Genomic DNA, 25444 nt, shown 5'->3' on the forward strand with positions numbered 1-25444 from the left:
AGTCGGTGCTGACCAGCGCATCGGTGTCGGCGGAACAGGGGCGGGCAGGGGCGGGCATCGAGTGACGGCGCAGGACAAGGCGCACCCGGATGCGCAGTACGGTCTGCTGACGGGCATCGCCGCTGAGGCGGGTGTGTCCCTCAGCACGTGTCGAAGGTGGTGCACCGGCGTCGTGACGTCGGTGCCGCGACGCGTGCCCGTGTCGAGGAGTTGCTGGCGCGCCACGGGTACGTGCGCCCGTGGGAGCGGAACCCCGCGGTCCCGCGGCAGATCATCGCGGTGTTCCGGGATCTGTCCGGCCCCTACACGCTGGAGGTCGTCCGGGGGATCGTGGACGCGGCGGCGGAGCTCGGCGTCGACGTCATCACCGGGACCACGGGCAGGCGCTCGATATCCCAGTGGCTGGAGCAGTGCGTGGCGCTCGACGCGGCGGGGCTGATCATCGTCATCTCGATGCTGGCGGAGGACGACCAGCGCCGCATCGTCGAGCAGCGGCTTCCGGTGGTGCTGGTCGATCCGCTCAGCGCGCCCACGCTCGACATCCCGAGCATCGGTGTGACGAACTGGAGCGGAGCCAGGGACGCGGTGCAGCACCTGCTGGGCCCGGGCACACCCGGATCGGCATGGTCGCGGGCCGGTCGCACTCCCTGGCCGGGTCGGCGCGGCTGCACGGCTACCGGGCCGCACTGGAGGAGGCCGGGATTGCCTGCGACCCGGACCTCGTGCGCTCGACCGATTTCGACTTCGACGAGGCGCTGGTCGCCGGCCTGCGGATCCTGCGCAGCGACCACCCGCCCACGGCCGTCTTCGCGGCCAGCGACGCGCAGGCGCTCGGCGTCCTGGAGGCAGCCCGCCAGCAGGGGCTGAGCGTGCCGGACGACCTGGCGGTCATGTCCTTCGACGACACCCGGGCGGCCGCCATGTCCTGTCCGCCGCTGAGTGCGGTGCGCCAGCCGTTCGGGGAGCTGGGCCACGAGGCGACCCGGGTGCTCATGCAGCTGGCCGAGGGCCGGCCGCCCGCGTCCTCGCGGATCGAGCTGGCGACGCAACTCGCGGACGTCGACGTCCGTTCGCCGCAGGGGCTCTTGATGCCGCGTCAGTTGAGCGGCTCACGAGGAACCGAGCAGGGCGCGAGAGCCGCTAGAGCTGACCATATGGACGATTTGCCCCTTTTCTACTAAAACTCCCTTCCGTTCCATTAGCTCAACTTTCTGTGCTTTGAATAGCGTTGTGGGGCGAGAAATGTCGTCTCGTCAGTGATATGCCTCACGTCGAGATGATCTGTCCCGTTTTCTGCTTGTCTCGCTTCTTGTGTCATCCGGCCTTCGGGTAAAGGGAGTTGGGCTGCCGGGTGGCCGGCAGGCAGCCCACCCCGCCCCCGCTGGATTCGCCATGTGTATTTCCGTGTGTGAATTCGGCCCTTGTTCCGCCCGGGCGTTCTCGCTTACGTTTCACGCCAATCCGGGCGGCCCCGCCGAATCCTGTCGCCGCCACGGAAACCGCGATCAATCACGTATGGCAGGAGCGGGGAAACCAGGTAAGCCGCCGATCCGGAAACCGGACCGGCTAGGGGTGAAGCCGCATTCACACTGCGGCCGGGCATCTCCAGCCCGAACCCGACAGCTCACCTCGCAGGCGACGGAGAGGAATTTGTCATGCGTGCAAAGGGAAAGCACCGTCGCCCCAGGGCCAATCCGCTTGCTCGAGGCCTCGTCGCCCTGGGCGCGGGTGGTGCCGTATTCGCCGTACCGCTGACGGCGGTGACCCAAGCCGAAGCGGCACCGGCGGTGCAGTCCGCCGCCGCTGCGGCGGCGCTCTCGCCCGCCGCCGCCCTGAACACCGCCACGACCACATACACCGTGGTCAAGGGCGACACCTTGGCCAAGATCGCACGCGCGCAAAACCTGAAGGGCGGCTGGAAGAAGCTGTACGAGGACAACCGGGCAGTCATCGGCAACGACCCGTCGAAGATCTACGCGGGCCTAAAGCTGACGCTCGGTGAGAAAGCCACACCGCAGACGTCGACCACTACCGCTGCCGCCACGCAGGCGTCCGCCAAGACGTACGCCAACAACCTCGACGGCTGGATCAGGCAGTCGCTCGACATCATGGCCGCGCAGGGCATTCCCGGCACCTACGACGGAATCCACCGGAACATCATGCGCGAGTCCTCGGGCAATCCGCGGGCCGTCAACAACTGGGACTCCAACGCCGCAAAGGGAACGCCCTCCAAGGGCCTCCTCCAGGTGATCGACCCCACGTTCCGCGCCTATCACGTGCCCGGTACGTCGTGGGACATTTTCGACCCGGTCGCCAACATCACTGCTGCGTGCAACTACGCGGCCAAGAGGTACGGCTCGATGGACAACGTCTTCGGTGCCTACTGACGTACCGCGGAAATCCAGGTAAAACGCGCGCACCGATCCCGTTCATGGCCGATCCGAAGGGGTAGCCGAACGGCAAGAAAGCGGCCGACCTGTGATGCGACCATGCTCGGCCCGCCACCGGGACCCGCGCCCTGAGCGATCGGGTCCCGGTGGACGGGCCGAGGACGCGGACAAGGAGGGCCACCGTGGAATTCGATGTGACTGTGGAGATCCCGCAGGGGTCCCGTAACAAGTATGAGATGGATCACTCGATGGGGCGGATCCGTCTGGATCGGATGCTCTTCACCTCCACGCAATACCCGGCCGACTACGGATACATAGACGGCACCCTCGGGGGCGACGGCGACCCCCTGGACGCTCTGGTCATCACCGGTGACCCCACGTTCCCGGGCTGCGTCATCGAGTGCAGGGCGATCGCGATGTTCGTCATGCGCGACGAGAAGGGCATGGACCAGAAGGTCCTGTGCGTGCCCGCCCACGACCCGCGCTACGCCGCCGTCCAGGACATCGGTGACGTCCCGGAGTTCGACCGGCTGGAGATCACCCACTTCTTCGAGGTCTACAAGGACCTGGAACCCGGCAAGTCCGTCGAGGGCTCCCACTGGGAAGGCCGCGACCAGGCCTACGCCGAGATCGAGGCGTCCCGCCGGCGCGCCGACCGGAGCCAGACCGTCGGACCAGGCTGAACGGGGACTCGATGGACGGTGCTCCATGGTCATGCCAAGCCACCGCGGTCGCGGCCGGCCCCTGGACAGGGTGAGGCCAGGAGGCAACCGTGAAGCTGTCCTTTCTTGAACCGCTGTACGCACGGCCGGGCCCCTATGCCTGCGCCTATGTGGACACCTCCCGGAACATCGAGGACCCGGAAACCGCCAACGACCTGCGACGACGTCATGTGCGCGACGACCTGACCGCACAGGGCGCCGACACCGCCACCGTCGCTGCCGTGGCCGCCGTGATCGGGACCGACAGGGCCGTCCCGGGCCGGCACGGCCAGGCGGTCTTCGCGGCGCACGGACGGCTGGCTCTGGTCGCGGAGCTGCCCGATCCGCCCGTCCGTGACCTGGCCGAGTTCACCTCACTGCCCGATGCCATGCCGCTGGCGGTTCAGCATGCACCGGACATCCCGTACGCGGCTGTCGTCGTGCACCGCGTCGACCAGCGAGGCGAGACCGGCGTCGAGGAGGAACTGCAGGCCGACCTGGAGACAGGCAGGTGGCCCATCAGCAGGGTCACTCCCGGCACCCATGCCCGTCGGCGCATCCCCGCGGCGGACTGGCAGAGGGGCGTCGCACAGGTCGTCGGCGAGCTGGAGGAACTGGCTGACCGGGGCGGCGCCGAGGTGATCGTCGTATGCGGTGAGGTGTGGGCGCGTGGCGTCCTGCTCCACCGGCTGCCCCGGCGCCTGAGCGAGCGCACGGTCGTCGCCGAGGGCGGCACGGGAGAAGACGGCGACGGCCGGGCGCTGCTCGAGGGGGAACTCGCCGAGCTGTTCCGTGGACGCATGGCGGTACGGGACCGGGCCCAGGCGGAGACGTTCATGGCGCACCGCGCCCGGTACGGCAGTGCGGCGGAGGGTATGGCGGCCACCGTCGCCGCGCTGCAGCGAAGCCAGGCGAGGTCGCTCCTGATCAACGAGCGTACGGAGTTCAGCACGCGGGTGTGGACCGGACCTCAGCCGACGCACATCGCGCTCTCCCCTGCCGACCTGCGGTCCTTCGGCGTGAGCGCCGTCGAGGAGCAGCCGGCCGACGCCGCCCTGATCCGCGCGGCCGTCGGTACGGGCGCCGAGCTGGTCGTCGTACCGCCGCAGGAGGAACCGCGGCTGGCCGACGGCGTCGGGGTGTTGCTGCGCTACTCCGACACCGCCACGACCTGGGTGTCGTGACCCGGCGGCCGCGCGGGCGATACCAGGGGGCCGCGCCGGCGCCCCCGCCCCGCAGGAAGCAGCTGGACGCATCCCCTTGAAACTGACGTCACGTCACCTTCTAGCGTGAGCCTCGCACCCCTGGGAGGAGACGGATGGCAGAGCGGGACGAGAGCATTCGGCGGATCGGCGAGCTGGCGCGCGAGACCGGCCTCACCGTACGGACACTGCGCCACTACGACCAGCTCGGACTGCTGTCGCCGTCCGCGCGGACGTCCGGCGGGCACCGCTGCTACACCGGCGGCGACGTCCGGCGGCTGCACCGCATCCTGTCGCTGCGGAGCTTCGGGTTCTCGCTGGGCCAGATCCGGGAGACGCTGGCCGCCGAACCGGACCACGACCCGGCCGAGCTGGTCCGGCGGCAGCTGGACGTGGTCGAGGAGCGGCTTCGGCAGACCCTGGAACTGCGGTCCCGCCTGCTTGGGGTGCTCGGCGCGCTCGGCCGGACGGCCGGGACGTCTACCGAACAGTTCCTGCAGGTGATCGAGGAGATGACGACCATGACCCAACCGCTGACACCGGAGCAGGCCGCCAGGCTGATCGAGGCCCGTAGGAAGTGGGCTGCCGGGCTCGGCGAGGAGGAGCTCGCCGAACTCAACCGGAAGCGTGATCAGGTGTTCGCCGGGCTCGGCGACGAGGAACGGCGTCGGCTGACGGAACAGCGCCGGCGGATGCTCCCGCTGACCGTCGGCGGGTCGGATGCGGACGACGGCGGGTCGGATGCGGACGACGGCGGGACGGATGGGGACGGCTGAGGCCGATGTTCCGCCCAGTGCCTCGGATGCACCGCTGATCCGCCGGAGTGAGAATGGACGTGGGCCAAGGCATCAGGAGGCGACCGGGGAGTCGCGTCGTGGCACATCGATCGGATGCCGTGGCGCCCCTCCGCGCCTCCGGGGGCCGATCCGCTGCCAAGGAGGCTGTCATGACCAATGCGCGAGACGTCATGCATACCGGTGCGGACTGTGTGGGCGAGCACGACACGCTGGACGCCGCGGCGCGACGCATGCGGGACCTCGATGTGGGCGCGCTGCCGATCTGCGGTGACGACGACAAGCTGCACGGCATCATCACCGACCGCGACATCGTGGTGAAGTGCCTGGCTGCCGGGGGTGACCCGACGAAGATGACCGCCGGTGAACTGGCACAGGGCAAGCCCGTCACGGTGAAGGCGGACGCGGACATCAAGCAGGTGCTGCAGACGATGGAGGAGCACCGGATCCGCCGCGTTCCGATCATTGACGAGAACAAGCGGCTGGTCGGCATGATCAGCGAGGCCGACCTGGCGCGCAACCTGCCGGAGAAGGAGGTGGGCCGGTTCGTCGAGGCCGTTGTGGCATACAGCATCTGACCTGCTACGGCACGGAGTACGCCAGGAGCCACACTCAGTACGCCTCTCGACACACCTCGGGGGCGCGGAAGTTGTCGCATTCGTCCGGGGCAGCGGTGCCGCCTCGCGAGCCGGTTCCGCGCCCCAACTCCGCAGTCGTGCCGGCCTTTTGACCCCACTGGTGATTCGGACAGCCGTCGCAAGGGTGAATCCAAAACGCCTGAGGCGTGAGCGGATTGTGAATGCGTCACCACATCCGAACGCATTTACAAGAAACGCCAGGCTTCGCCACCCCTTCCGCACCGTAGAAATATCTACCAGCATGAGCGCGTCGGGACCGGGTCCACGAATCCGAACAGATTTGTGCCCGGCGTGAGTTGATCGCCCGTCCGATCATGCAGACCAGATATTTCGATGGAGGAGGGTCATGAGGAATTCGGCCACGAGGCAAGCCATGGAGTGGCTCGCCGCGGCCGCGAAGGATCCCCGGGCATGCAAACGGGAGTGGGAATACGGCGAACACGGGACGGTGGTACTGGCTTCGGGACGGTTCTGGGACGTGCTCAGCGTTCCCGAGGAGCTAGGCCTGCTCACGCTGGACACCCTGCTGCGCACCCCGCAGTACGAGCCCGGGCCCACACTCGCGGATTTCGCATCCCACAGAGTCGGCTTCTTCCTGCCGCCGGATCCGGCCTGCCGCTGGATCGGCTCCGGTATCCGCTACGCAGGCAAGGGCTCCTGGGTCGCCGTGCCGCCCCCCTACCGGTCCGGGCGGTCCCTGCAGTGGCTTGTCCCGCCCGACGGCAGCGGCGATCTGCACACCCCCGCCGCGCTCGAACTGGCGCTCCGTCAGGCGACGGGCGAGCTCGCCGTCATCGTCAGCAGGGAGGGGGCCGATCCTGGCAGCCGCTCCGGGGATTTCCCAGCTCAGAGCTTGCGCCCTCAGGGCTAGCGGCCTCAGGGTCCCGGAGGCTCGTGCCCGCAGGGTCGGCGTCCCAGGGACTCGCCCCTCGCCCCGTGCCGGTTTGCCGGCCCGGGCGATGTAGTACACCTTGAGCGGATCTCCTTCGCTCCCGGACCGCAGAATCGGCGGATCCGGTATCGCGCAGCATGCGGACGGGCCGTCTGCCTGCCCCACACCGTGCCGAGGCCCGCACCGTATCGCTCCCAGGCGCGCATCCATCACTGACGCAGGCGTCCATGACGCCCATCCCGCACGCGGAGTTCGGTCAGTGTTCTCGTTTCACTCCGTGTCGCTGTTGGGCTGAACGGGTGACTGCTTGTAAGAATTGGCCGGTGCAGACAATGAGGACGAGCCCGGACGGGGTGGGGGCATGAACAGCCACGACGTCACCGACGAACAGTGGGAAGGGCTCGCCCAGGTCGTACCGCTGCGAAACCGCGACGAATGGCCGTCCTGGCCGGGGCATCGAGCGCTGCCGGACGCGGAGACCGAGACGAACCGGCGCTTCGTGGTGCTGCGCGTCAACGTGTTCGCCGACGCCCGGAAGGTCGCGGAGACCCTGATGGCGCAGGTCCCGGTCCTGCTGGACCTGACCGGCGCGGAGACCGAAGTCGCCAAGCGCGTCTTGGACTTCGCCAGCGGCGTCGTCTTCGGCCTCGGCAGCGGCATGCACCGCGTCGACCGCAACGTCTTCCTGCTGGCTCCGCCCGGGACCGAGGTCCAGGGGCTCGTCGCCGGGGCAGGGAGGCGCGGCGTGTGAGGCCCGTGGCTGCGACGGACGAGGGCCGGGCCCGGCGGCGTAAGCGCGGCCGTTGACCGGCGTGCCGTCCCGGACCGGCCCGGACGTCGACACCGCTGCAGAGACGGTCCCCCGATCGTAGGAAAACCGCTCCAGCGGAACGATTCTCCTGATTCTTCGCTGCTTACGGTCCCGGACATGACCGTGCTCTCCCGAGGCGCGACCCCGGCGGCGCCCGCGACGCGTCAGGACCGGCCGAGCATCACCGAACTCAGGCTCTCCGCCTTCGCGTCACACCGCCGCGCCGTCTTCCCGCTCGGCCCGCTCACCTTCTTCGCCGGGCCCAGCGGCACCGGCAAGTCAAGTGCCCTGCGGGCGTACGAGGCACTGGCGCGGCTCGCCGGCGGGGCGGAGCTCGGCGAGGTCTTCCCCGACCCGATCGCCTGCGTGCCCGAGCGCGCCAGGCCGGACGCCCAGCAGCGGCGCGGATTCCGCCTCGGCTGTACGGTCGACGGCCCGGCCGGTGCCGTACGGCTCGACGTCGCCGTACAGGCCGAGCCAGAACTGCGCATCGTCGGCGAGCGGTTGACGGCCGGCGGGCTCACGCTGCTCGAGACGGCACTGCGCGACCCGGGGCGGCGCGCCGTCCAGGCCGCCTGGTACACCGCGGGCACCTCTCCGGTGACCCGCGCCCCGCTGCCCGACGACCGGCTCGGCACGGCGCTGCTGCCGCTCCGTGTCGCGGGCAAGACGGACGGCCAGCGCCATGTGCTCGCCGCGGCGGAACAGGTGGTGGTCGCGCTGCGGTCGGTCTTCGCCTGCGACCCGCTGCCCCGGCGCATGCGCGGCGCGGTGCCGCTCGACGAGGGGCGGCTGCTCGGCGGCTGCGACAACCTCGCCGAGGTCCTGTGGCGCACCCGGTCGGAGTGCGGCCAGCGGCACGCGCAGCTGGTCGCGGCGGTACGGGCGGGCTGCGCGGGCAGCGTCGCGGACGTACGGGCGGAGCAGCTGGACAGCCGGACGGTGCGCGCGGTGCTCGACCGGGGCGACGGCGTGCGCACTCCCACGGGGCGGCTCGGCGACGGTGAGCTGCGGTTTCTGGCGCTGGCTCTCGTGCTGCTCACCGGGCCGGGCGTCCTGGAGGTCGATCCGGTGGCCGAGGTGCCGCAGGCGCTGCAGTGCCTCACGGTGCTTGTCGACGGTTTCGACCGCTGCCTGGACGAGCGGCAGTTGCGGGAGCTCGCGAGGCTGGCCGTCCTGACCTGCGAGCGTGGGCACATCCGGCTGGTGGGGGCGGTACAGAACGCGTCATGGGCCGCTGAGGCGGACGGTGTCACGGTGGTAGACCTGGACCGTGAAAGAACTTGATGTGGCGGGGCTGCAGCGCCGACTGGCCGAGTTCGCGGCCGCCCGTAACTGGCAGCAGTACCACACGCCGAAGAACCTGGCCGCCGCGCTCAGCGTGGAGGCGTCCGAGCTGGTCGAGATCTTCCAGTGGCTGACGCCGGAGGAGTCGGCCGCGGTGATGGACCACCCCGAGTCGGCGCACCGGGTGACGGACGAGGTCGCCGACGTCCTCGCGTATCTGCTGCAGCTGTGCGAGGTGCTCGGGATCGATGCGCTGGCGGCGCTGGACGCCAAGATCGACCGCAATGAGCGGCGGTTTCCGATCCCTTGAAGCCCTCGACGCGGGTGAAGCCGTTGAAGCGTTGAAGCCCTGAGCCGTTGAAGTCCCGAGCCATTGAAGCCCTGGGCCGTTGAGGCCTGGAAGCCCTTGAATGCGCCGGGAGCCGCCCCTTTAGGGGCTGATGCGCCGCGGAGACCCGCCCTTCGTCACTCTCCGGAGTGGTTGAGTTGTCCACATCTTGTTTTCTGTCCACAGATTCCGGACGACCTCTGGCTTTTCATTTCCTGGCAACTCACTCTGGGTAGTGGACACAGGAGTGCGGGCAGCGCGCGACAGCGCGTGCGGGACGGACGGGGGCGGCGATGGAGGCGGTGCGGCTCATCGAAGCGAACAGGCGTGCTCTGGCGCAGAGCCAAGGGGTGCCGGACATCGTGGTGGAGTCATGGCAGGCGCAGGCGCTGGCCCAGGCGATCGGGAGCCGGCTGGCGGTCACCGGGCCGCCCGAATTACGGGGCGAGGCGCTCGGCCTGAGCGAGGTGGGCGGCAGAGGCTGCGGCGCGCTGGGCGCGCCGACGCTGGGCGTCGGGGAGATACGGGCGGCGCAGCTGACCGAGATCGGCGACGCGCGCCGGGCGCTCCTCGGCCTCGGCGCCCTGCTGGGCGAGGTCGGCATCGCCCTCGTCGGTATCGCCTGCTCCGCGGATGAGGAAGGGGCGTACTGGCAGTGCATGGAGGCGATCGACGCGGCTGACGAGTGCCGAGACCGGGTGCTGGAGATGCTGCGCCGGCTCGCGGTGCGGGAGCAGAGCGTGCCGGAACCGGAGCCGGATTCGGCGGCCGGGTAGGGGCGGGGGCGGAGGGGGCGAAGGGCGTGGCGGAGGAGGGAGGCGTGTGATCGACCGCCGCCCGCCCCGTGCGGTGCATGACGAGGCCGGTGGGACTCAGGGGACGCATGGCACGTCGGGTGCACCACCGTGCAGGATGGAGGTATGGATCTTCGCATCTTCACCGAGCCCCAGCAGGGGGCTACCTACGACACTCTTCTGACCGTGGCCAAGGCCACCGAGGACCTCGGATTCGACGCGTTCTTCCGGTCGGACCACTATCTCCGGATGGGGTCCGTCGACGGGCTGCCGGGTCCCACCGACGCCTGGATCACGCTCGCCGGGCTGGCCCGGGAGACCAAGCGGATCCGGCTCGGCACGCTCATGACGGCCGGCACCTTCCGGCTGCCCGGCGTGCTGGCGATCCAGGTGGCGCAGGTCGACCAGATGTCGGGCGGCCGCGTCGAACTCGGCCTCGGCGCTGGCTGGTTCGAGGAGGAGCACAAGGCGTACGGCATCCCGTTCCCCAAGGAGAAGTTCGCCCGGCTCGAGGAGCAGCTGGCGATCGTCACCGGTCTGTGGGGCACGGAGGTCGGCAAGACCTTCAGCCACGACGGCGAGTACTACCAGCTGACCGACTCGCCGGCGCTGCCGAAGCCGGCGCAGGCCAAGGTGCCGGTGCTCATCGGCGGACACGGCGCGACGCGCACGCCGCGGCTCGCCGCCCAGTACGCCGACGAGTTCAACATGCCGTTCGCCTCGATCGAGGACAGCGAGCGGCAGTTCGGCCGGGTGCGGGCGGCAGCGGAGGCGGCCGGCCGCAAGGGCAGCGACCTGGTGTACTCCAACGCGCTGGTCGTGTGTGTCGGCAAGGACGACAGTGAGGTCGCGCGCAGGGCCGCAGCGATCGGACGGGAGGTGGACGAGCTCAAGGCCAACGGCCTCGCCGGGTCCCCGGCCGAGGTGGTGGAAAAGCTCGGGCAGTACGCGGCGATCGGCTCGCAGCGGGTCTATCTGCAGATCCTCGATCTGGACGACCTGGACCACCTGGAGCTGATCTCGTCGCAGGTGATGTCGCAGCTGTCGTAGCGGCAGGCCGCAGGCGGCAGGCCGCAGCGGTCGCGGACGCCCTCGGCCATCACGGAACCTGCCGAGGCGGAGGCCGGAAATTCCTTGGTCGGCACGGACGGAACGCGACCATACTCGTACACGTGTTCCTGACGATCAGTACCACCGGAACCCCAGAGCGCCCCGCGACCGACCTCGGGTTTCTGCTGCACAAGCATCCCGACAACGCGCAGGCGTTCTCGACCTCCTACGGCACCGCGCACGTCCTGTACCCCGAGGCGTCCGCGCAGCGCTGCACGGCGGCGCTGCTGCTGGAGGTGGATCCTGTGGCACTGGTGCGGCGGGGCAAGGGCAAGGGGCGCGGAGGCGCACCGGACGCCGCGCTCGCGCAGTACGTGAACGACCGCCCGTACGCCGCGTCGTCGCTGCTCGCCGTGGCGCTGAGCAGGGTGTTCTCCAGCGCGATGAAGGGGCAGTGCACTGCCCGGCCCGAGCGGGCCGGGCAGCCGCTGCCGCTGCGCATCGAGGTGCCCGCGCTGCCCGCGCGCGGCGGCGCCGAACTGGTGCGTGCGCTCTTCGAACCGCTCGGCTGGACGGTCACCGCGGACGCCGTCCCGCTGGACGAGCAGTTCCCCGAGTGGGGCGACTCGCGCTACGTACGCCTGGTACTGGAGGGGGAGCTGAGGCTGGCGGAGGCGCTGCGGCACCTCTATGTCCTGCTGCCGGTGCTCGACGACGCCAAGCACTACTGGGTCGCGTCCGACGAGGTCGACAAGCTGCTGCGGGCCGGTGACGGCTGGCTGGCCGAGCACCCGGAGCACAAGCTGATCACCAACCGCTATCTCTCGCGGCGCTGGTCGCTGACCCGTGCGGCAATGGAGCGGCTGGAGCTGGTGCGGCTCGCGGAGGCGGACGACACAGAGGTCGAGGAGATCGACAACGCCGTCGACGAGTCCACCGACACCGAAGACAGGCCCGTACCGCTGGCCGCGCAGCGACGCCAGGCGATCCTCGAGGCACTGCGCGAGGCCGGCGCCGGCCGGGTGCTCGATCTTGGCTGCGGGCAGGGTCAGCTCGTGCAGGAACTGCTGAAGGACAGCCGGTTCAAGGAGATCGTCGGCGTCGACGTGTCGGTGCGGGCGCTCACCACGGCCGCGCGGCGGCTGAAGCTGGAGCGGATGGGCGAGCGGCAGGCGGGGCGGGTCACACTCCTCCAGGGCTCGCTGGCCTACACCGACACCCGGCTCAAGGGGTACGACGCGGCGGTGCTCTGCGAGGTCGTCGAGCACGTCGACCTGGCACGGCTGCCCGCCCTGGAGTACGCCGTCTTCGGCTCGGCACGCCCGCGGACCGTGCTGGTGACGACGCCGAACGTCGAGTACAACGTGCGCTGGGAGACCCTTCCGGCCGGCCACGCCCGCCACGGCGACCACCGCTTCGAGTGGACTCGGGATGAGTTCCGCGGCTGGGCGGGCCGAGTGGCCGAGCGGCACGGGTACGAGGTGGAGTTCGCTCCCATAGGCCCGGACGACCCCGAGGTGGGGCCGCCCACGCAGATGGCCACGTTCCGTTTGAAGACGGGGCCGGAGGCCCCGAAGAACACCGCACAGCCGGTCGAGGACACCCCACAGGACACCCCACAGGACGCCCCTCGGGAAGCGAAGGAGGAGAAGGCCGCATGACGAACCAGTACGAGAAGGGCACCGGCACCGCCGGCAGCAGCCCCCGCATCCTGGGCGTGACCGACCTGTCCCTCGTGGTCCTCGTCGGAGCCTCCGGATCGGGCAAGTCCACCTTCGCGCGCAAGCACTTCAGGCCCACCGAGATCATCTCCTCGGACTTCTGCCGCGGCCTGGTCGCCGACGACGAGAACGACCAGAGCGCCAGCAAGGACGCCTTCGATGTCCTGCACTACATCGCGGGCAAGCGGCTCGCGGCCGGCCGGCTCACCGTCGTCGACGCGACGAGCGTGCAGCAGGAGAGCCGCAAGCAGCTGATCCAGCTGGCCCGGCAGTACGACGTGCTGCCCATCGCCATCGTCCTCGACGTGCCCGAGGAGGTGTGCGCCGAGCGGAACGCCGCCCGCTCCGACCGGGCCGGGATGCCGCGCCGCGTCATCCAGCGGCACATCCGCGAACTGCGCCGATCGCTCAGGCACCTGGAGCGCGAGGGCTTCCGCAAGGTGCACATCCTGCGCGGCGTCGAGCAGGTCGAGGCGGCGCAGGTGGTAAGGGAGCGACGCCTCAACGACCTGACCCACCTCACCGGACCGTTCGACATCATCGGCGACATCCACGGCTGCAGCTCCGAGCTGGAGGCGCTGCTCGGCAAGCTCGGCTACGTCGACGGCGCCCACCCCGAGGGCCGTACGGCCGTCTTCGTCGGCGACCTCGTGGACCGCGGACCGGACACACCGGGTGTGCTGCGGCGCGTGATGTCCATGACCGCGTCGGGCAACGCCCTGTGCGTGCCCGGGAACCACGAGAACAAGCTCGGACGTTGGCTGAAGGGCAGAAAGGTCCAGCACACGCACGGTCTGGCGGAAACCGTCGAGCAGCTCGAGGGGGAGAGCGAGGAGTTCAGGAAGCAGGTCGGGGAGTTCGTCGACGGGCTCGTCAGCCACTACGTGCTCGACGGCGGCCGGCTCGTTGTCTGCCACGCGGGCTTGCCGGAGAAGTACCACGGCCGTACGTCGGGCCGGGTCCGCTCGCACGCGCTGTATGGGGACACGACCGGCGAGACCGACGAGTTCGGGCTGCCCGTGCGCTACCCGTGGGCCGAGGACTACCGCGGCCGCGCCGCAGTGGTCTACGGCCACACACCCGTGCCCACCGCCACCTGGCTCAACAACACGATCTGCCTCGACACCGGCGTGGTGTTCGGCGGCAAGCTCACCGCCCTGCGCTGGCCGGAGCGGGAGCTCGTCGACGTACCGGCCGAGAAGGTCTGGTACGAACCGGCCAAGCCGCTGGCGACCGAGGCGCCCGGCGGGCACGAGGGCCGGCCGCTGGACCTTGCCGACGTGCACGGCCGCCGGGTCGTGGAGACCCGGTACGCCGGCCGCGTCTCGGTGCGCGAGGAGAACGCGGCCGCGGCGCTGGAGGTCATGAGCCGGTTCGCCGTCGACCCGAGGCTGATGCCGTACCTGCCGCCGACGATGGCGCCGACCGCGACTTCGCGTATCGAGGGCTACCTGGAGCATCCTGCGGAGGCTTTCGCGCAGTACGCGGCCGACGGGGTCGCGCGGGTCGTGTGCGAGGAGAAGCACATGGGCTCGCGTGCGGTGGCGCTGGTGTGCCGGGACGCGGACGTGGCGCGCGAGCGCTTCGGCGCGACGGCCACCACGGGTGGTGAGGCGGGCGTGACCGGCTCCCTCTACACCCGTACCGGCCGCCCGTTCTTCGACGACGCGAGCGTCACCGAGGAGATCCTCGGACGGCTGCGCGCCGCCGTGACCCAGGCCGGTCTGTGGGAGGAGCTGGAGACCGACTGGCTGCTGCTCGACGCGGAGTTGATGCCCTGGACGCTCAAGGCGTCCGGGCTGCTGCGCACGCAGTACGCGGCCGTGGGCGCCGCCTCCGATGCCGTCTTCCCCGACGCGATCGCCGTCCTGGAGGCGGCCGCGGCGCGCGGGGCCGAGGTGGTCGATCTCCTCGCCAGGCAGAGGGAACGGGCCGCGGACGCCGCCGCGTTCACGGACGCCTACCGACGCTACTGCTGGACGACCGAGGGTCTGGAGGGCGTGCGTCTGGCGCCGTTCCAGATCCTCGCCGTCCAGGGTCGGAGCCTGGCCTCGCTGCCGCACGACGAGCAGCTGTCGCTGATCGACCGCATGGTCGAGCACGACGGCAGCGGCCTGCTGCAGACCACCCGCAGGCTTTTCGTGGACACCGGCGACTCGGCATCCGTCCAGGCGGGCACCGACTGGTGGCTGGAGATGACCGGCCGCGGCGGCGAGGGCATGGTCGTCAAGCCCGTCGAGGCCCTGGTCCGCGACGGGCAGGGCAGGCTGGTGCAGCCGGGCATCAAGTGCCGCGGCCGCGAGTACCTGCGGATCATCTACGGTCCCGAGTACACGCGCCCGGACAACCTGGAGCGGCTCCGCGGCCGCTTCCTCGGCCACAAGCGCTCGCTCGCGCTGCGCGAGTACGGCCTCGGCCTCGAGGCACTGGACCGGCTTGCGGCGGGCGAGCCGCTGTGGCGGGTCCACGAGGCGGTGTTCGCGGTGCTGGCACTGGAGTCGGAGCCGGTGGACCCTCGGCTCTGAGCCGGTGGACCCTCGGCTCTGAGCCGGTGGACCCTCGGCTCTGAGCCGGTGGACCCTCGGCTCTGAGCCGTTGGATCCACGCCTGTGGCAGCCGGGCCCGCCCCTGCCGCCCCGCTTGTCGCCTCAAACCCGCCTGGTTAACCGGGAGTTGGCGTGCTAACTTCGCTGGGCGGTACAGACAGGCGTACCGACTCATGGGGGACGGTCGGTGGAGGCAGGAGCGGGACGCGGTGGGCCCGGGGGCGATGCCAGGCGTGCGTCCGAGCGTGCGCTCGTGAACCTGCTGACCGATGCCCTGTGCCGGCTCGGCTGCACCGAGGACGCCCAGAGCCGCCTGGAACTGGCCCAGTCACTCGGGCAGGACCTCGGCCGCCCGATAGACCTGCAGGGCAGAAAACAGCGCCCGGACGTGGTCGCCCTGGTGCGTACGGCGCTGAGCGTCCCGGACGGTGAACTCGTGTTGGCGGACGTCGTCCACGCCTACGAGGGTCCGGACGCCGCCGCCGAACTGCACCGGCTCATCGCCACGGCGGCCCAGCAGCCACCTGCGGTGAGCCTCCAGCAGGGGCCGCTCAGCGCGTACGACATCCGTACCGCCCAGGGCCTGCTGGAGGCCGCCGAGGACGTCCTGCCCGCCGACCGGTTGCGCAACGACCTCGCCGCCGACGTCGTGTGCGAGGTGCCTCTCCACCGCACTCCCAAACAGTTACTGCGCTACCTGGCGGAGTTCATGGTCGAACCGGACGGTCTGCCGCCGGCCGTCCTGCTCCTCGACCACGCCGCCGAGCACGCAGTGGGCACCGAGCATGCCGGGGCCCTCACCGGCTGGGCAGACTCCTGGGCGCAGCACGCCGGCCTGACCCACGTCCTCGAGCAGCGGCGCCTCGGACGCGCCACCGCGGTCCTCGACCCGGAGATTCCGCGCTGCCTGATCGTCGCCGTGGACCCCGCCCGGGACACCTCCGAAGACATCGTCGTACGGTCCTGGTTCAACACGGGGCCGGGCCGCTGGGACCCGCAGCCGGCCGAGCCCGAGCACACCACCCTCGACGGACTCGCCCCCGCACTCGAACGGGCCCTGCGGCGGGCCTCGCGCCTGTGGGCCGACCAGCGCACCGACGGACCCGCCGAACGTCCCGACCCCGAACGCCCCGCGGCGTACGTCGAGTTCATGCTCCCGTACGAGCTGCTCAACCACGACATGGCCGGACTGAGGCTCCGTTTCGGGGACGGCGCGGCCATGTCGCTCGCGCTGAAATACGCAGTGCACCTACGCAGCCTGGACCGCATGCGCACGGACGACCCGGTCGTCATGGCGGCCTGGCGCGAGCGATGGCGCACACTGCGCCGGGACGGCGTGAAGGTCCACAGCTGGCTCGGGCCCGACCCCGGTGACCTGGCCAAATGGCAGACCGCACTCGCGGGCGAGCCCGGCTGTACGGCGGTCGTCCTCGACGCGCCAGGCGACGAGCCGGCCCTCACGGCGCTCAAGGCGGCGCTCGCGGAGGGCATCGGCCTCGCGGTCTGGGACCGCAGGGGGGTTTTCGCGCACGAGCGCAGGGAAGTGGTCAGTGCCGTGTTCGCCTCGGTCTCGACGTCCACCCAGATCCCCCTGGCGATCCAGCGGCTGAGGCGCCGGGCCGAGCACGACGTGGCGGGCCCGCTGCTCCTGGGCAAGCACATCGCCTTCTTCTGGGACGACCCGACGCGCCTCGTAGACGTCGACGCGGGAGCCGGCCTGACCCTGCACGGCGCGTCCGACACGGCCATGGACGCGCTCGTCGGCGCGGAGGCCGACGTATACGGCGATACCGTCGACGAGACCCTCGGCGGGCCGACCGGGCAGAGCGCGGGCTTCGGCGCCCACGAGAGCCGCGACCTCCACGAGACCAGCACCGCCGGCTCCGTCAACGGCTCCGGCGCTGTCCACCCCGATCGCGCGGCCGACCCCGGCGGAGAACCGCGCACCGACAGTGAGGAGGCACGGCCATGACGGCGCAGGAGGAGCGCGACCCGCACGCCTGGCGGGTGTTCCAAGCCACGGGCGTGCCCCCGAAGGGGAAGGCGCCGTCCCTGCCGAAGCCACCGGCCTGGCGCCGGTTCGCGGGCGGCCCCGCGCTGCCCGCACCGCCCGCGGACGAGGCCGCCGAGCTGCGCCGCCTCGGCCGCGTCGACATCACCCCGCACCTCGACGAGTCCGAGGTCGACACGGTCAACGCGGCCCTCCTGCTGCGCAGGCCGCTGCTCGTCACAGGCCCGCCCGGAGTCGGCAAGTCGACTCTGGCCTATCTGATCGCCCGTGAACTCGGCCTGGGCCGCGTCCTGTCGTGGAACATCGTCAGCCGCACCTCCCTGCGCGACGGCCTGTACGCCTACGACGCCATCGGCCGCGCCCAGGCCATAGCCGCGTGGCGGGCCGAGTCGCGCGCCGCCGGCCCCGACGACTCCCCGCGTCCACCTGCGCCGCCCGAGTCCTCACCGGAGCACATCGGCGGCCCCGTGGACCCGCAGCACCGACCGCCCAGGCTGGGCGACTTCATCACCCTCGGCCCGCTCGGCACCGCGCTGCTGCCCTACGACCGCCCCCGCGTCCTCCTGGTCGACGAACTCGACAAGAGCGACATCGACCTGCCCAACGACCTGTTGCACGCGCTCGAGAACGGCAGTTACGAGATCGCGGAGCTGGCCCGCGACGCCGCCGACACGGCGAGCGTCCACACCGACGATCTCGGCGGCCGCGCGGACATCCTGCGGGGCAGGGTGGAGTGCCGCCAGTTCCCGATCGTGGTGATCACCAGCAACGGCGAGCGTGAGTTTCCGGCCGCGTTCCGCAGGCGATGCCTGCCCCTGGATATGCGTATGCCGGGCAAGGAGCAGCTCCTGGCGATCGTGCGCAGCCACCTCGAGGCCGACGAGGAGCAGGCAGAGCCGCTGGTCGACCAGTTCCTGCAGCGGGTGCAGGGCGGCGGCACGCATTCCCTCGACCAACTACTCAACGCTGTCCAATTGACCACTATGGGTGGTTTCCAGGCGGACGGTAACGGGCGTAAGCTCGTGGAGTCGTTGCTCCGCGACCTCGCGAAGGGCCGCTGAATTGAACGGCTTTCCCAGGGAGCGTTCACCCGGTCCAGGCGAGGGCGACACCGGCCGGGCGGTTCCGTCGGCCCATCCACCCCGCACACCCGCGGGCCACGCCACGCCCGACGCGCCGGAGTCCGCTCCGCACTGGCAGGAACTCGCCGACGCCGTCTGGCTCGCCGCGTACTGGGACAGCCGAGGCCACACCCCCGGCACCGGTGAGGCCGAGGCGCCGTCACCCCTGCCGCCGTCGGAGCCCGGGCCGCCGCCGGGGCCGATGCCCGACATCCCGTATACGCCGCCGCTCCCTGACACGGGCACCGTGCCGCCGCCGGTGCCGGACGCCGACCCCGAAGGCCCGCTGACCCTGCGCCTGGACCGGCCGCGGCTGCCCATGCCCGATTCCGACCGGCCCGCCCCCGCCCGGCGCACCGCCCTGCTCGCCCGCTCCCTGCACCGAGTCGGCCGCCGGGTGCCCTCCCGTACCGCGCTGGAACTCGACGAGGTCCTCACCGCCGAGCGGGCTCTCGCCGACGATCTGTGGCTGCCGTACTTCCGGCGCGCCGAGGACACCGCGTTCGACCTGGTCCTGCTCGTGGACGACGCGCCCACGATGCGCATCTGGGACGAGGACCTGGCGAGGCTGATCTCCGCGGCGGAGGCCAGCGGGGCCTTCCGTGACGTCCGCCCCGTCAAGGTGGTCCTGCCCACGGAGGGCGCGCCCTCGCTGCGCTGGGACACCACATCCGGCGCCGACCCCGCCGAACTCCTCGACGGCAGCGGCACCCGGATCTTCCTCGTGGTCACCGACGGCCTCGCGCACGGCTGGGCGGGGCGGGCCGCAGACGCGCTCCTGACCCGCCTCGGCCGCGCCGGACCCACCGCGGTCGTCCATCTGCTGCCACCCCACTTACGGCACCGCTCGTCGCTCTACCCGTACCCCGCGGTCCTCGAGGCGGGCGGTTTCGGCGCACCCAACCCCGTTCTGCTGCACCGGCCGCCGACCAGCGGACCCGACCCGGTACGTCCCCTGCCGGAGGGCGGAGACGACACCGTGCCCGTGCCGGTGCTCTCGCTCAAGCCCCAGTCGCTGGCCGCCTGGGCCGACCTGGTGACCGGCGAACGGGGAGTGCGGCACGCACTGCCCGTCGTACTGGCGGGCACGCTCACCAAGGGCTCACCCGCACCCGGCCTGAACGCCCCGCGCCACGGCCTGCCCGCCGCCGCCCGCGCCATCGTGCGCCGCTTCCGCACCCTCGCCACCCCGGCGGCGCGCCGCCTCGCCGCCCATCTGGCCACCGTGCCCCTCGACTTCGGTCTCATCGACCAACTGCGCCGACGCGCCATGCCCGAGACGGTCCCCGCTCATCTCGCGGAGATCTTCATGGGCGGCCTCATCGACTGGGACGGTGCGAGTGAAGGACGCCCCGACTTCGCCGACGGAGTGCGCGAGGCCCTGCTCGCCACGACGACCCGCCCTCAACTCGCCCGCATCGTCGGCCTGCTCGGGGAACTGCCCGCGGCCGGCCGAGGCGGGGTGGCGCTGCGGGCCGCGGTGCGCGACCCCGCCGGCCGTCCGCTGCCCGATCCGTGGGACGACTGGTGGCGCCCCGAGCTCGCCATCATGCGGGCGCTCTCCGGGAGCATGTACAGCGACCGGGCCAACCGCATTGAACTACCTCAAACTATTGAACCCCCGCAAAATGGTATGAATCGACACGATCTTGTTCCTGCCGGGTATTCTCCGGAGTCGTCACCGTCCGTCACGGACGGCGTTGACCAGGGGGAGAACGCCGATAGACCCTCTGGAGAGCTCGTGCCGATTCCGGTCCTCCCCGCCACGTCCGACCCTCAAGCCCCGGAGGCTGAGCCGCCCATGCACAGCAGCACCACCAGCGCAGGGAACGCCCTTCTGGTGAACGTACCCCTGCGGAACACATCGTTCGTCGGGCGTACGGCGCTGCTGGCCCTAGTGGAGGAGCAACTCGAAGCCCAGGACGCCGCGGCTGTGCTGCCGCACGCGCTGCAGGGCCTGGGCGGTGTCGGCAAGTCACAGCTCGCCCTGGAGTACGTCTACACCCACCAGCAGCAGTACAAGGTGATCTGCTGGATCCCCGCCGAGCGCGAGAGTCTCATCCTCGGCGCGCTCTCACAGCTCGCCGCGCGTCTCGGCGTCGTCCCTGCCGACGCGGAGAACCGGGGGGCCCCGGCCGCCAACACCGCGGTGCCTGCGGCTCTGGAAGCACTCCGCACGGGCGTTCCGTACGACAACTGGCTGCTGGTGTTCGACAACGCGGAGGACATCGACACCGTCCGCAGCTATTTCCCGGCGAACGGCCCGGGCAAGATCATCGTCACCTCGCGCAACCGTGACTGGGAGCGGGTCGCCACCCCTCTGCCGGTGGACGTCTTCGAGCGCGACGAGTCGATCCAGCTGCTGCAGAAGCGCTCTCCCGACCTGTCCCGCGAGGAGGCCGGGCGGCTCGCCGAGGCGCTCGGCGACCTGCCTCTCGCCGTCGAGCAGGCGGGCGCGTGGCTGGGGGTCACCGGCATGCTCGTCACCGAGTACCTGGCCCTCCTCGACCAGCGCAGCCCGGAGATCCACGAACTCGACCCCAACCCGGACTATCCGGTCTCCGTCGCCGCCGCCTGGGACATCTCGCTCGGCCGGATCGGCGAGAACAACCCCGGCGCCCGCAAACTCCTCGACATCTGCGCCTGCATGGCCCCCGAGCCCGTGCCGCTGTCACTCCTGCGCGGTAGCCGCGGCATCGACATCGCGCCCGACGTCAACCCGGTGCTGCGCGAGTCGATCAAGCTCAGCCGGGCCATCCGCGATCTGGGCCAGTTCTCGCTGGTGAGACTGGACCTGCGCAACGACACGCTGCAGATGCACCGGCTGCTGCAGAACGTGCTGCTGACCAAGCTCGGCGAGGACGAGCGCCGGACGACCCGTGACGCCGCACACCAGCTGCTGTCCGCGGCGAAGCCCGGTCAGCCCTCCTCGTCCCTGGAATGGCCGGCCTACCTGGCGCTGCTGCCGCACATCCTCACCTCCGAGGCGGTCGCCAGCAACGACACCTGGGTACGCGAGCTCATCCACGACACGACGTCTTTCCTGTACTACTGGGGCGACCACGAAAACGCGGTCGTCCTCGCACGGCAGGCCCGCGAGACCTGGACCCGGACCTCCGGCGAGGAAGACGCCCAGGCCCTGCGGATCTCCAAGCTCCTCGCCTTCTGCCTGCGTGTGCTCGGCCGGGTCGCCGAGTCGATCCCGCTCAACGAACAGGCCCTGGAGGTCTCCCGCCGCGGCGGTGTCGACGAGGAGGAGCTCCTCGACTCGATGACCCAGATGTGCGACGCGCTGCGCTACCAGGGCGCGTTCACGCAGGCACGCGACCTCGCCCAGGAGGCGTACGACCGGGCCACGTCGCAGTTCGGACCCGAGGACCCCACGACGCTCCAGGCGGCGCACGCCCTCGGTGTGGGGCTGCGCCTGTGCGGGCAGTACCGGGAGGCGCTCGCCCTCGACCAGGAGACGTACCGTCTGCGCGACCTGCTGTTCGGCCCGAACAGCGGCCTGACCTTCAACACCCTCAACGCCGTCGCCCTCGACATGTGCGAGAGCGGCGACTACCCCGGGGCGCGGGACCGCCAGGAGGAGACGTACCGCAGGCAGCGCGAGGCCGTCGGCGAGGGCAACCCCACCGCCATGGCCGCCGCTCGCAACCTCGCCGTGTTCCGGCGCCGCGACGGCGCCGTGGCCGAGGCCGCGAAGCTCTCCGAGGAGACGCTGCGCCGTCTGACGGCACGCTATGGGGACGACCACTCGGCCACCCTCACCGTGGCGATCAACGTGGTCGTCGACCGGCGCCTGGTCGGCGACCTGGAAGGGTCGCGCTCCCTGGGAGAGGAGACCGTGCGGCGCAACACGCAGCGCCTCGGCACCGACCACGCTCACACCCTCATCACCATGGCCAACCTGGCGGCCACCCGGCGTGCCCTCGGCGACGTGTACACGGCGCAGGAACTCGACGACGCGGCCGCGGCGCGCCTCACGGCGACCCTCGGCAAGCGCCACGTGCTGACCCGGACCGTCGCCATCGGCCAGGCCAACAACCACTACGCCCGCCTGGACTTCGAGCACGCCCACGAGGTCGACGAGGCCAATCTGCCGCTGCTGACCGAGGCCGTCGGCCCGGACCACCCGCTGACCCTCGCCTGCACCGCCAACCTCGCCCTGGACCTGAGGGGGCTGGGCCGGGGCGATGAGGCCGACGAAGTGGGCCGGCGGGCCGTGGAGGGCTTCACCCGCGTGGTGCGCAGCGACCATCCCTGGCTGCTGGCGGCCCAGCAGCGCCGGCGTATCGAGTGCGACCTTGCGCCGATGCCGCTGTAGGAGACCGCTGTAGAAGGTCCGGCTCCTGGGGCGGTGACACCGCGTGCCATCGCCCGGGGTGCTATCCAGAACGTCCATGCCACACTGGTGATGTGACGCTGTGACAGTCATGTGACGGCCGTGGCCGTGCCGCCACGGTCATGACGCCGACGGGGGGTTGCGCGTATGACAGGGACGACGGTCGTCTTCATCCACGGGACAGGGGTGCGCGAGCCGCGCTTCACCGCGCTGGCCGAGAGCGTCCGTGCCTCGCTCGATGCCGAGCGGTCCGGGCTGCGGTTCGTGCCGTTCTACTGGGGCGACACCCATGGCGCGACACTCGGCGCCGGAGGTGCCTGTCTGCCGCCGTCCAGCGGGCATGCCCGGACCCTGGCCTCCGGCGACGGGGACGACATCGCCGCCTGGGGAGTCCTCTACGACGACCCCGACGCCGAACTCGCCCTGGCCGCGGCCGCCGCGCCGCCCAAGGCCGAGCGCCCTCCCGGCGCGGCCCGCCCCGAGCAGGCCGTGCGCGCCCGCCTGGGCGAGCTGGCCGCCCAAGGGGACGCGGCCGCGGCCGAACTGGGGCCCGGGCTCGCCGAGTCCGCGACCGCGCTGGCCGCCCACCCGCTGCTCGCACCGGCTGCCGCCGCCCTGTCCCCGGAGGACCTGGCCGTCCTCCTCGCCCGCGCCCTGACAGCCCGTGTCGTCGCCGCCGCGCTCGACGCCGACGCACCGCTGATCCCCGACGGCGACACCCGCGACGCCGTGGCCGCCAGCCTCTCCGAGACCCTGGGCGCGCCGCCCGCCGGCAGCGGGCGCACACTGCGCGGACGCCTGCTGCGCATCGCGACGGGCGCCGCGGCGCGGGCCGCCCTGCGCCGCCGCCGCGCCCTCACCGAGGCCGCCCACCCCGCCGCCGGCGACATCCTGCGCTACCTCAGCCGTGGCGAGCCCCTGCGGGCCGAACTGCGCGCCCTGATAGGCGAGTTGCCCGGACCCGTGGTCCTCATCGGGCACAGCCTTGGCGGCATCATCGCCCTCGACACCCTCGTCAGCGCGCCGCTGCCCCAGGTCCGCCTCCTGGTGACGGCCGGTTCTCAGGGTCCGTTCCTGTACGAGTCCGGCTCCCTGCCCTCGCTCACCCACCCGCAGCCGCTGCCGCCCCACGTTCCCGACTGGCTCAATCTGTACGACCCCCGGGACCTGCTCGCCTACCTCGGCGCGGGTCTCTTCCCGGGCCGCGTCACGGACGTGTCCGTCGACAGCCGCCAGCCCTTCCCCGCCTCGCACAGCGCGTACTGGACCAACCCAGCCGTCTACCGCCACATCGTGGGCCGCCTGCCGTGAGCCACCTCAGCCCCGACCGGGTGCACGCACTGATCGTCGGTATCGAGCGGTACGACGCGGGGGCCACCTGGGACCTGCCGGGACCTGCCCGTGACGCTCTCGCCTTCCACGCCCTGCTGCGCTCCGCCGGGGTCCCGGACTCCCAAATCAGGCTTCACCTGGCCGGGTTGGACGGCTTCGCGCCGGGCATTCCGTACGCGGGCGCCGACCACGCCACCCTCCGACGTACCCTCGTCCACGAACTCTCCCCGGCGCAGGGCGACGTGCTGTGGGTGTGGTGGGGCGGCCACGGCGTCCTCGACGGGTCCGGCCACACCCGCCTGCTCTGCGCCGACGCCACGACCGGCGACAAGGTGGCCATCGACCTGGAGTCGGCGCTCGACCGGTACACGAGCGACGCAGTGCCCTCCCTCACCGACCAGTTGTGGATCGTCGACGCCTGCGAGACGTTCGAGGAGGACCTGGACTTCCGGGATCCCCTGCCGCCGGACGCCCTGCCCCGCGGGCACCGGACTCTGGCCCACCGTCAGATCGTGCTGCGGGCAGCGGGCCGTGGCCGGGAGGCCGCCAACGACCCCGTCCGTGCCACCGGCCTCTTCTCCGAGATCGTGCTCGCCCTGCTCGCCGAGCGGGCCGCCGACTTGCCCGCTCTGCCCGACCCGGAGGAGTTCTTCCCCGCCGTACTCGCCAAGGTGGAAGAACTGCGGGCCGCGCATCGCACCGCGCAGCACCCGGAGATCCTGCTGCGCAGCCCTGGGCGGACCGAGGTGCTGCCACCCGGCACGCCTCAGGTGCCCGCCGCGCCCCAACTGCCCGCGCGTTCCCCGCTGCCGCGCGCCGTGGCCGCGCTGCTCGCGTATCCGCTGATGGCCGACCCGGCCGAACGGCAGACCGTGGTCGGGCAGCTCAGCTCCGCTCTCACCGGAACGCTGCCCCGGCACACCAAGGCGCGTACCGATGTCACCGGCATCCTCACCGCGCTGCGCCGCCGGGGTTCCGCCGCGCTGCAGGAGCTGTACGACGCCGTGGTCGCCGTCGACGACGACCCGACACTGGCCGCCGAACTCGACGCCTCGCTGCGGGAGTTGACGCGGAGACAGGACGAACCCGGGCGGTCGGCCTGATCATGTGGCCTGATCGCACAGGTTTCCGACGAGGGTCCGCTTGGCCATGATGGTAGGAGACGGGGCATTGCGTGCCACCGTGTGTGAAGGGGGACCGATCTTGGATCAGCCAGCACCCGCCCGGCACGACGCCGACGTCGTAGCCATCCATCCGTCCCCCACGTCGGACGCCGCGGGGGCCCCCGCCTGGGAGTCGGAGCTGGCGGACCTCACGGGGATACCCCTCACCGACGTGGAGTCACTCGCCCCCCTCTCGCCACAGGCCCGCCTGCTCGGGGAGGTGCTCCGCGCCCGCTCCAGCATCCGCGGAGGGGGCGGCGATCCACCCGGCCGCGCCGAGTAGCCGCCCTCGCCCGCCCACTCACGAAGGCCGCGCGC

The 25444-nt window shown here is 71.3% G+C and carries 21 protein-coding genes and 1 riboswitch; of the genes, 20 read left to right on the plus strand and 1 reads right to left on the minus strand.

Going from position 1 to position 25444, the window contains the following annotated elements:
• Positions 1-302: 302 nt before the first annotated feature.
• Positions 303-542: a hypothetical protein gene (locus ABT009_RS27335; RefSeq protein WP_351300260.1), complete on the minus strand. Its 240-nt coding sequence runs from the start codon at positions 540-542 to the stop codon at positions 303-305.
• Between the two features lie 81 nt (positions 543-623).
• Between ABT009_RS27335 and ABT009_RS27340 the strand changes: the two genes are divergently transcribed.
• The 20 genes from ABT009_RS27340 to ABT009_RS27435 all read left to right on the plus strand — a co-directional run bounded on the left by ABT009_RS27340 (position 624) and on the right by ABT009_RS27435 (position 25409).
• Positions 624-1181, plus strand: coding sequence for a substrate-binding domain-containing protein (locus tag ABT009_RS27340; RefSeq protein WP_351300263.1), 558 nt, complete (start codon positions 624-626; stop codon positions 1179-1181).
• Positions 1182-1492: 311 nt separating this feature from the next.
• A riboswitch (cyclic di-AMP (ydaO/yuaA leader) is annotated at positions 1493-1653 on the plus strand.
• A gap of 2 nt (positions 1654-1655) precedes the next feature.
• Positions 1656-2387 carry a LysM peptidoglycan-binding domain-containing protein gene (locus tag ABT009_RS27345; RefSeq protein WP_351300266.1) on the plus strand — a complete coding sequence of 244 codons (732 nt, stop codon included), beginning with the start codon at positions 1656-1658 and terminating at the stop codon, positions 2385-2387.
• 185 nt (positions 2388-2572) lie between these two features.
• Positions 2573-3073, plus strand: a complete 501-nt coding sequence (locus tag ABT009_RS27350) for an inorganic diphosphatase (RefSeq protein WP_351300269.1) — start codon at positions 2573-2575, stop codon at positions 3071-3073.
• 89 nt (positions 3074-3162) lie between these two features.
• Positions 3163-4275, plus strand: coding sequence for a baeRF2 domain-containing protein (locus ABT009_RS27355; protein ID WP_351300272.1), 1113 nt, complete (start codon positions 3163-3165; stop codon positions 4273-4275).
• A 134-nt stretch (positions 4276-4409) separates the two neighbouring features.
• Positions 4410-5069 (plus strand): MerR family transcriptional regulator, encoded by a 660-nt coding sequence (locus tag ABT009_RS27360; RefSeq protein ID WP_351300275.1) that lies wholly within the window; start codon positions 4410-4412, stop codon positions 5067-5069.
• A gap of 170 nt (positions 5070-5239) precedes the next feature.
• The gene (locus tag ABT009_RS27365; protein WP_351300278.1) at positions 5240-5665 is read left to right on the plus strand and encodes a CBS domain-containing protein; all 426 of its coding nucleotides are present in this window, start codon (positions 5240-5242) and stop codon (positions 5663-5665) included.
• Between the two features lie 406 nt (positions 5666-6071).
• Positions 6072-6596, plus strand: coding sequence for a hypothetical protein (locus ABT009_RS27370; RefSeq protein WP_351300281.1), 525 nt, complete (start codon positions 6072-6074; stop codon positions 6594-6596).
• Between the two features lie 382 nt (positions 6597-6978).
• Positions 6979-7368, plus strand: coding sequence for a cell division protein SepF (locus ABT009_RS27375; protein ID WP_351300284.1), 390 nt, complete (start codon positions 6979-6981; stop codon positions 7366-7368).
• 177 nt (positions 7369-7545) lie between these two features.
• Positions 7546-8715, plus strand: coding sequence for an AAA family ATPase (locus tag ABT009_RS27380; protein WP_351300287.1), 1170 nt, complete (start codon positions 7546-7548; stop codon positions 8713-8715).
• Positions 8702-9025 carry a nucleotide pyrophosphohydrolase gene (locus ABT009_RS27385; RefSeq protein WP_351300290.1) on the plus strand — a complete coding sequence of 108 codons (324 nt, stop codon included), beginning with the start codon at positions 8702-8704 and terminating at the stop codon, positions 9023-9025. The genes ABT009_RS27380 and ABT009_RS27385 overlap by 14 nt, the downstream gene beginning before the upstream one ends.
• Before the next feature lie 311 nt (positions 9026-9336).
• Positions 9337-9819 (plus strand): DUF6099 family protein, encoded by a 483-nt coding sequence (locus ABT009_RS27390; RefSeq protein WP_351300293.1) that lies wholly within the window; start codon positions 9337-9339, stop codon positions 9817-9819.
• A 144-nt stretch (positions 9820-9963) separates the two neighbouring features.
• Entirely contained in the window at positions 9964-10887 is a 924-nt protein-coding gene (locus ABT009_RS27395; protein ID WP_351300295.1) for an LLM class F420-dependent oxidoreductase, read from the plus strand.
• A gap of 122 nt (positions 10888-11009) precedes the next feature.
• Positions 11010-12548 (plus strand): 3' terminal RNA ribose 2'-O-methyltransferase Hen1, encoded by a 1539-nt coding sequence (locus tag ABT009_RS27400; protein ID WP_351300298.1) that lies wholly within the window; start codon positions 11010-11012, stop codon positions 12546-12548.
• Complete coding sequence (locus ABT009_RS27405) at positions 12545-15133, plus strand: polynucleotide kinase-phosphatase (protein WP_351300301.1); 2589 nt, start codon at positions 12545-12547, stop codon at positions 15131-15133. Before ABT009_RS27400 ends, ABT009_RS27405 begins: the two co-directional genes overlap by 4 nt.
• Positions 15134-15407: 274 nt before the next feature.
• Entirely contained in the window at positions 15408-17126 is a 1719-nt protein-coding gene (locus tag ABT009_RS27410; RefSeq protein WP_351300304.1) for a VMAP-C domain-containing protein, read from the plus strand.
• The gene (locus ABT009_RS27415) at positions 17123-18226 is read left to right on the plus strand and encodes an AAA family ATPase (RefSeq protein ID WP_351300306.1); all 1104 of its coding nucleotides are present in this window, start codon (positions 17123-17125) and stop codon (positions 18224-18226) included. The genes ABT009_RS27410 and ABT009_RS27415 overlap by 4 nt, the downstream gene beginning before the upstream one ends.
• A gap of 1 nt (position 18227) precedes the next feature.
• Positions 18228-22613, plus strand: coding sequence for an FxSxx-COOH system tetratricopeptide repeat protein (gene fxsT, locus ABT009_RS27420; RefSeq protein ID WP_351300309.1), 4386 nt, complete (start codon positions 18228-18230; stop codon positions 22611-22613).
• 165 nt (positions 22614-22778) lie between these two features.
• Positions 22779-23942, plus strand: coding sequence for an alpha/beta fold hydrolase (locus tag ABT009_RS27425; protein WP_351300311.1), 1164 nt, complete (start codon positions 22779-22781; stop codon positions 23940-23942).
• Positions 23939-25066: an effector-associated domain 2-containing protein gene (locus ABT009_RS27430; RefSeq protein WP_351300314.1), complete on the plus strand. Its 1128-nt coding sequence runs from the start codon at positions 23939-23941 to the stop codon at positions 25064-25066. Before ABT009_RS27425 ends, ABT009_RS27430 begins: the two co-directional genes overlap by 4 nt.
• 100 nt (positions 25067-25166) lie before the next feature.
• Entirely contained in the window at positions 25167-25409 is a 243-nt protein-coding gene (locus tag ABT009_RS27435; protein WP_351300317.1) for a hypothetical protein, read from the plus strand.
• Positions 25410-25444 lie beyond the last annotated feature (35 nt).

The organism is Streptomyces sp. NPDC002896 (assembly GCF_040295225.1).
In the GTDB taxonomy this organism is placed as follows: domain Bacteria; phylum Actinomycetota; class Actinomycetes; order Streptomycetales; family Streptomycetaceae; genus Streptomyces.